The sequence below is a fragment of the Parabacteroides sp. ZJ-118 genome (assembly GCF_011038785.1).
GTDB lineage: Bacteria > Bacteroidota > Bacteroidia > Bacteroidales > Tannerellaceae > Parabacteroides.
In genome coordinates this window covers 23603-30599 of sequence record NZ_JAAKDT010000039.1, presented here as the reverse complement: position 1 = coordinate 30599, position 6997 = coordinate 23603, and the positions used below count along the sequence as shown (strand labels likewise).

General features: G+C 45.4%; 8 protein-coding genes. 7 read left to right on the top strand and 1 reads right to left on the bottom strand.

What is annotated here, in order from left to right:
- The first annotated feature begins 27 nt into the window (after window positions 1–27).
- Entirely contained in the window at window positions 28–159 is a 132-nt protein-coding gene (locus G7Y39_RS13925; protein ID WP_370520362.1) for a transposase domain-containing protein, read from the top strand.
- 396 nt (window positions 160–555) lie between these two features.
- Here G7Y39_RS13925 and G7Y39_RS10795 read toward each other — a convergent pair whose 3' ends face one another.
- The gene (locus G7Y39_RS10795) at window positions 556–2118 is read right to left on the bottom strand and encodes an ATP-binding protein (RefSeq protein WP_165157481.1); all 1563 of its coding nucleotides are present in this window, start codon (window positions 2116–2118) and stop codon (window positions 556–558) included.
- A 100-nt stretch (window positions 2119–2218) separates the two neighbouring features.
- On the opposite strand from G7Y39_RS10795, the gene G7Y39_RS10790 reads away from it, so the two are divergent.
- The 6 genes from G7Y39_RS10790 (at window position 2219) to G7Y39_RS10765 (ending at window position 6464) form a co-directional block, all read left to right on the top strand.
- Window positions 2219–2395, top strand: coding sequence for a hypothetical protein (locus G7Y39_RS10790; RefSeq protein ID WP_241160005.1), 177 nt, complete (start codon window positions 2219–2221; stop codon window positions 2393–2395).
- 223 nt (window positions 2396–2618) lie between these two features.
- Window positions 2619–2825, top strand: coding sequence for a helix-turn-helix transcriptional regulator (locus G7Y39_RS10785; protein WP_165157480.1), 207 nt, complete (start codon window positions 2619–2621; stop codon window positions 2823–2825).
- On the top strand, window positions 2822–3160 hold the full coding sequence (locus G7Y39_RS10780) for a HipA N-terminal domain-containing protein (protein ID WP_165157479.1): 339 nt from the start codon (window positions 2822–2824) through the stop codon (window positions 3158–3160). Before G7Y39_RS10785 ends, G7Y39_RS10780 begins: the two co-directional genes overlap by 4 nt.
- Window positions 3153–4103 carry a HipA domain-containing protein gene (locus tag G7Y39_RS10775; RefSeq protein ID WP_206225163.1) on the top strand — a complete coding sequence of 317 codons (951 nt, stop codon included), beginning with the start codon at window positions 3153–3155 and terminating at the stop codon, window positions 4101–4103. Before G7Y39_RS10780 ends, G7Y39_RS10775 begins: the two co-directional genes overlap by 8 nt.
- Window positions 4104–4394: 291 nt before the next feature.
- Entirely contained in the window at window positions 4395–5327 is a 933-nt protein-coding gene (locus tag G7Y39_RS10770; protein ID WP_241160004.1) for a glycosyltransferase, read from the top strand.
- 12 nt (window positions 5328–5339) lie between these two features.
- Window positions 5340–6464 (top strand): glycosyltransferase family 4 protein, encoded by a 1125-nt coding sequence (locus G7Y39_RS10765; RefSeq protein WP_165157477.1) that lies wholly within the window; start codon window positions 5340–5342, stop codon window positions 6462–6464.
- Window positions 6465–6997: the final 533 nt, after the last annotated feature.

Below are 6997 nucleotides of genomic sequence, written 5' to 3'. Positions count from 1 at the left end.
GAAGACAACGCCATCTTCTATACCTTTATGGTGTCCTGTGAAATCCTTGGCGTAAACCCTTTTCGCTGGCTGAAACACACGCTGGAGAATATAAGGCCGGACATGGAAGAACTTCAACTAACCGGTCTCCTCCCTTGCAACTTCGAAGACAAAATCTAAGCCTGACTTGAACTTAAAAAAACAAGTCGGACGGTTTCGGACGGATACGGTAAAAATACAAAATATCCAGCACATAAACTTGTGTAGGACATGATTCTTTTGTTTAAAGTCAATTTAAAGAGCCGGGCACGGAGTTGTCCTTTATCGCACCAGTAGTATTCTTGAATCATAAAAAATGTATTGGAGGAAACGCTATCCGTCATGCGATTAGGCTTTGGTTTCGTATAAAAAGTATCTTAGGTCCATCCCCCAAGTATCTTAGGTGCGTTGGTAAAGTATCTTAGGTGCGTGGAGCAAGTCTCCTAACATACTCTTTTGCTCAGCCTTCGTCGCATTAGGGAACTGCAATGCACTGTGATACCGGGGCAGGTCTTGAAGCGGACTTTGAACGGCCGTTCATTCCTCAATCTTCCACCCTTCGATCGTACGCTTCTCTGTACTGAAATTGATCCCCACCTTCACCACCGGAAGACCGCAGAGGGCGAAACGTTCGGGATACTCCTTCAGATCGATCTGCTCCATGGCGGCATCGGCACTCTGGTCCAGTTTCAACTCGATCACGTAAAGTGCGGAAGGTGTGCAGAGTACCATGTCCACACGACCCTTTGGTGTACGGACCTCCACATCCACATAATTGCCGAGCAGCGTGAAAATCACATAAAGCAATTGCTGGTAATGCCCCTCATAATGCGTGTTTTCGCAATAGGGGATCGTAGAGAGAACCGTGCGCATCAACCGCAACGCACCCTCCATGTCACCGTTGTAGATCTTCTCCGCCATCTTGGCTACCAGTGTGTTTAGCTCGGCAGGACGTTGCACATAGTTGGGTAACAGGCTGCGCATCAACCCGATCCGCACCTCTCTGTTCGGAATATCCAACTGATACAAACCCGAGAACGCTGAGTAACTATTGATCGTGATATAGCCGCTTTGGTACAACAACGGAGTGATGCTTGCCATCCGTTCCGTTGGCGCGTCAAAGTCGGCCGCCACACATTCCTGATTACCGATCTCCTGCGGGATCACATGGAACTTACGCAGCATCTCGATCAGGTAAGTAGGAGTTCCGCTACCGAACCAGTAGGAGTCGATACGACCGTCAGCCAGCGCATTCAGCAAGCTGAAGGGATTATAGATATCAGGCGAAGGCCAGGTGAAATGGTATCCGTCGTAATTCTGTCTCAATGATTTCAAAGCCTCTTCCGGGGTAATGCCGAGGTTGACAGCCAACCGGTCGATCCCCTCGCCCATCTGCTCCCGCATCTCCTCCTCCGTGATGCCGCAGAGCGTGGCATATTCAGGGAGCATGCTGATGTTCTTGATATTGTTCAACTCGCTGAAGATACTCAACTGGGAGAATTTCGTAATGCCGGTCAGGAAGACGAAACGAAGGTAGGGATCGCAGGCCTTCAACGGACTGTAGAAGTTGCGCATCACGTTGCGCAACAGGGGCAGGTCCTTCTCCTCATGCACCACATCCAAGAGCGGAGCGTCGTATTCATCGATCAAGACCACTACCTTTTGCCCCGTCTGCTCATAAGCACGCTTGATAAGACCTTCCAACCGTTGGTTCACCTTGATCTCTCCCTCTCCGCGGCCATATCGGACCTCATAGTCAATCAGCTTCCTCTCCAGCTCGAGGATCAGGTCTTCCTTATCTGTATGCTTGGCCGTACTCATGTCGAAATGAAGCACCGGATGGCTCGTCCATTCCTTCTCCAGTTGATCAATGGCCAATCCCTCGAACAGCTCCTTACGGCCCTCGAAGTAGCTACGGAGTGTGGAGGTCAGCAACGACTTGCCGAAACGGCGGGGACGGCTCAAGAAGATATATTTCGAGTCCGAATGCGTCAACCGATAGACCAAATCCGTCTTATCGGCATACACATAATCACCCTCCCGGATTTCCGAGAATGTCTGGATCCCTATCGGGTATAATCGCCTATCTAGTCCTTCCATGATCTCTTCCTTTTATCGGTTCGTTCCCACAAAGATAATGGATCTTCCCGATAAACAAAATTATTCACGTGCGATAAATCATGACTACGCTTTTTATGTCATGGACAAGGCGTATGTCGACTTCAAAGCATTGTTCAAATTCAATCAGTCGCAGGCATTCTGGGTATCCCGTCCGAAGGTGGAGCGTGCCGATTTACGGCAACTGATAACCAGGCAAGACTTCTCAACCAATTCAAACCAAAATGTCAAAGGTCTCTCTTTATTTGATGATTTCTAAACTAACGCAATTTTATCGCACCAGTAGTAGTTTTGCATATACGTGTTGTACCACTTCCTTTCAGTCCTTTTGTGGAATGTCCGCTATCAGTGGTCTGAATCGTATTATATTATACCTTATCTGATATAACAGCACTAATAAAGCAATAAATTATACCCCTTATGGTATAATATCGAATATCTGCATTAACTTTGTACCCGAAAAGGTATAAAGTTAGATGCTTATGAATAATCTCTCTACTACGGTCAAGATATTGAGAAAGCAGTATAATCTGACGCAAGAAGAACTTTCGTTGAAGTCGGGTGTAGGGTTGCGCTTTGTTCGTGACCTTGAACAAGAGAAGGAAACATTGCGCCTTGATAAGGTGAACCAGCTTCTTGACTTCTTCAATTATGAAATGGTTGCCACTATAAAATCTAATAATCAATGAAACAAGCCTATATATTTTACAAAGACCGATTGGCAGGGATTTTGACAGAAAACGATGTAGGATATGAGTTTCGCTATTTGCCGGAGTATTTCTCTTCGGAAACGGCAAAGGCAGTTAGCCTGACATTGCCTTTGCAAGAAGAAGCATATACAAGTCCTGTGTTATTCCCTTTTTTCGATGGCTTGATTCCTGAAGGGTGGTTGTTGGATGTTGTATTGCAGAACACGGACATCAGTATTCTCGACCGGATGTCGTTGTTACTGACCTGTTGCAAGGATTGTATCGGAGCGGTAAGCGTCGTTCCTATGGAAGAAAAGGAGGTGGGCCATGTGTAATTGTTTATATTGTTATCGCCCGCTTCTAAAAGGGGAAAAGGATATGCACCCGGCTTGTGTCAAGAAGTTCTTCGGAACAACAAAATTGCCGGTTCTTGATTACACGACAGAACAGCTTGACCAACTTGCCCTCCAAATCATTCAAGACCAAACCTCTTTGACCGGTGTTCAGCCAAAATTATCCTTGCATTTGAATGAGCATGAGGGTAGTAAGCGATTGACTATTGTCGGGCCTTGGGGAGGTTATATTTGTAAGCCGCAGACTTCGCAATATGAAATGATGCCGGAAGTAGAGGATTTGACGATGCATCTTGCTGAGGTGGCACGTATGGATGTGGCTCCTCACACGTTGATGCGGATGGCGGATGATACGCTATGCTATCTTACCCGTCGAATAGACAGGACTCCTGCCGGAGAGAAGATTGCGATGGAAGATATGTGCCAACTGACAGAAAGACAAACAGAGCATAAATACAAGAGCAGTTATGAGCGTATCGGTAAAGCTGTTTTGAAATATTCGTCTGTGCCCAAAATGGATGTTACCAATTTCTTCGAGTTGGTGCTTTTCTCTTGGCTGACAGGGAACAACGATATGCACTTGAAAAACTTCTCTTTGTATGAAGTAGCGGATAAGATGCGTTTGACTCCAGCTTACGACTTGCTGAATGCAGCTATCATCAATCCAAAAGATGATGAAGAGCTGGCATTGACCTTGAATGGTCGGAAGAAGAAGCTACAGAGGGAAGATTTTATCAAATCGGCAGCCTCTTTAGGCATAGAGAATGTGATTGTAGAACGACTGATAAATAAGTATATCAAGCTATTACCCAAGTTTGAAGCAGTCATTCAAAACTCGTTTCTAAGTGCTGATCTGAAAGAAAAGTATGGCAAATTGTTGAGAGAACGGCTTGGCAGACTTTCGCAAGAAACCATAACACAGTAAAATTTATGAGGCATTATACTATGGATACGTTAAGTCTCAAAAAGGTAACATCATTGTTCATCCTAACTTTAATGGAAAGGGACGATGGACAAAAGAAACAAACTTTGCGAATTATTCGAGAATCAATGGAGTAGTTTAATGGGAACTGAATCTATGTATTTAATCGCATAGGTTTGACAAAAGAGCCTCAAAATGCTCCATAACTGAAAATATTCCACCAAAGGTGTGAGTCTCTCCGATTTTATTGCTATTTTCGCCATGTCAGTCGGGAATACAAACATTGAACACACCATGTCAAGCCCAAAAGTAAGTATCATCATACCCGTTTATAATACAGAGGTGTTCGTGGAGGAAGCCGTGCGTTCCATCATGAATCAAACCTTACGGGACACGGAGATCATCATCATCAATGACGGATCTACCGATACCAGTCTTGATATCATTCAAAAATTATCGGAAGAAGATACACGGATCCAAATATACTCGCAAGAAAACCAAGGCCAATCGGCCGCCCGAAACCGGGGGATCGCGCTCGCCTCCGGACGCTATATCTATTTTATGGATAGCGATGACTATCTCGAGCCGAAGGCTTTGAAGACCTGTCTCGATAAATGCGAGAAGAACAACCTTGATTTTGTTTTCTTCGACGCAGATATCCTGAATAAGGGACAAGACTTCTCGATGAACCTAACGTACGACCGTGAAGGCCATACGGATGAGAATGAGCTATACAACGGAATCGACCTATTAAATATCCTGTTGGATAACAAATGCTATTCCCCTTCCCCCTGTCTTAACTTCATAAACTTGAACCATTTGAGGCAGACAAAGAACCTGTTCCTTCCGGGAATCATCCATGAGGATCAATTATTCACCTGCGTATTGTACTTGGAAGCAAGACGCATAATGCGCATAAACGACCGCTTTTTCAAGAGGAGGCTCAGGAAAGACTCAACCATGACCCGGCGATTCTCCCGGAGAAACATGGATTGCTATTTTATCGTTAGCGATCATCTCCTAGCTTACGCCAGCGATCATCCGATAACAAAGGTGACCCTAGATAAATACCTTTTCCAGATGCTCGACGCAGCCGCCTGGTTATCCTTTCGCCTCCCCTTGAAAGACCGGTTGTACGTGGCCGGCCAATACATCCGGAAATACCGGGAATATGTCTCGACGAAGAATTTACTACTATTGCTTTTCAAACGTTTTATCAAAGCCTAATAAAAAACGAACATGAATATCCTATTCCTTGTCTTCCACGGTTTCAATCCGGCGAACGGCATCAGCAAGAAAATATCTTATCAGATAGACGCACTGAGAGAGCTGGGACATGAGGTACATTTGTGCTACTTCTCGTCTGATGAGAATGGCTACAAGACACGTTGGGTGGATGATATGCCTATACGTAAATATGGGAACGGACTAAAGGGAAAGATATTGAAACGTATCGAGTTCGACTCCATCGCCCAATATGCTATACAGAACAGGGTAGAGCTTGTTTACATGCGATCGGATCATAACGCCAACCCGTTCACCATCCGCATGGCCCGGAAAATGAAGGAAGCGAATATCCGGATCATCATGGAGATACCAACCTATCCATACGATCACGAGGATAACATATCCCTCAAGAACCTGGAATTGCTAATCGATAAATGTTTTCGCCGGCAACTAGCCAAGCAGTTACACCGTATCGTTACTTTTACCGAATACAAGCAAATATTCGGGATAGATACGATACGAATATCAAATGGGATAGATTTTTCCCGTATCAAACTGAAACAGCACCGGAATGATACGATCCGCGAACTTCACCTGATCGGTGTAGCGGAAATCCATCTCTATCATGGATTTGACCGCCTGATACTCGGATTGCAAAATTATTACGCAAACGATCCTGAATACAAGGTCTATTTTCATTTGGTCGGAGACTTTTTCGGGAAACAGGAAGAAAATTCCATTCTCCCTCTTTTACGGCACAACACCCGGTTAAGCCCATACGTTATCCTCCATGGAGCCCAACATGGAGAAGAGCTGGATGCCCTGTTCGAGAACGCAGACGTGGGAATCGGCAGCCTCGCCCGCCACCGAAGTAAAATCACCCGTATCAAGACATTAAAAAACAGGGAATATGCCGCACGGGGACTCCCCTTTATCTACTCCGAGATCGATAGCGACTTTGAGGACAAGCCTTATATCCTCAAGGTAAGTGCAGACGAGAGTCCCATTGATATTCCCTGGATCATTTCCTTCTATAGGCAACAAAAATATAGCCCGGAAGAGATCCGGCATTCAATTCAAGATTTATCATGGAAAACGCAAATGGGAAAGGTGCTGAAAGCGATCGATCATTTATAGTCTCGGATAGAAGCGAACACTGTCATTCCCTCACGACGCACGAGTGTGCGTAACATGTACAATTATGAAGAACGACTTGTTCTCGCACGTGCGCACGTGTGAGAGAAAAGGAGGTTTGAAAGAATGAAAGTTTGAAAGTTTCCTAGGAGAACCTGAGGCGGTTGACTATAATTTGAATGCCTATTCCGGGTTCCTTTGAATGCCTATTCTAAGCTTCTTTGAATGCCTATCGTAAGCTTCTTACAATGCCTATTCAAGGGAGCTTACAATGGGCAGCGTAAGAAAACGCCGGTTATCAGCGTGTCTCATGTTAATGTTACTTTTGGCTTGACCCAAAAGTAACCAAAAGGTCAAGGCTGACGCTGACGGGCTACTTCGAGACCTGCGCTCGCTGTCGCATCCCAACTCGCTACGCTCAAACAGGGATGCTCCGCACGCTCGCTACGGTCTCTTCGCTTCACGCCCGTCCGCTGAGGCCGGACTTAGGGAAACTTCGCTTTCCTCTTATGAGGAGTCTATGACATCGGCTTATT

What these genes read in the sequence shown, in the direction of transcription:
- G7Y39_RS10780 (WP_165157479.1), top strand. Translation starts at nt 2,822, where the DNA reads ATGAAACAAGCCTATATATTTTACAAAGACCGATTGGCAGGGATTTTG.
- G7Y39_RS10785 (WP_165157480.1), top strand. Translation starts at nt 2,619, where the DNA reads ATGAATAATCTCTCTACTACGGTCAAGATATTGAGAAAGCAGTATAAT.
- G7Y39_RS13925 (WP_370520362.1), top strand. Translation starts at nt 28, where the DNA reads ATGGTGTCCTGTGAAATCCTTGGCGTAAACCCTTTTCGCTGGCTGAAA.
- G7Y39_RS10770 (WP_241160004.1), top strand. Translation starts at nt 4,395, where the DNA reads ATGTCAAGCCCAAAAGTAAGTATCATCATACCCGTTTATAATACAGAG.
- G7Y39_RS10795 (WP_165157481.1), bottom strand. Translation starts at nt 2,118, where the DNA reads ATGGAAGGACTAGATAGGCGATTATACCCGATAGGGATCCAGACATTC.
- G7Y39_RS10775 (WP_206225163.1), top strand. Translation starts at nt 3,153, where the DNA reads ATGTGTAATTGTTTATATTGTTATCGCCCGCTTCTAAAAGGGGAAAAG.
- G7Y39_RS10790 (WP_241160005.1), top strand. Translation starts at nt 2,219, where the DNA reads ATGGACAAGGCGTATGTCGACTTCAAAGCATTGTTCAAATTCAATCAG.
- G7Y39_RS10765 (WP_165157477.1), top strand. Translation starts at nt 5,340, where the DNA reads ATGAATATCCTATTCCTTGTCTTCCACGGTTTCAATCCGGCGAACGGC.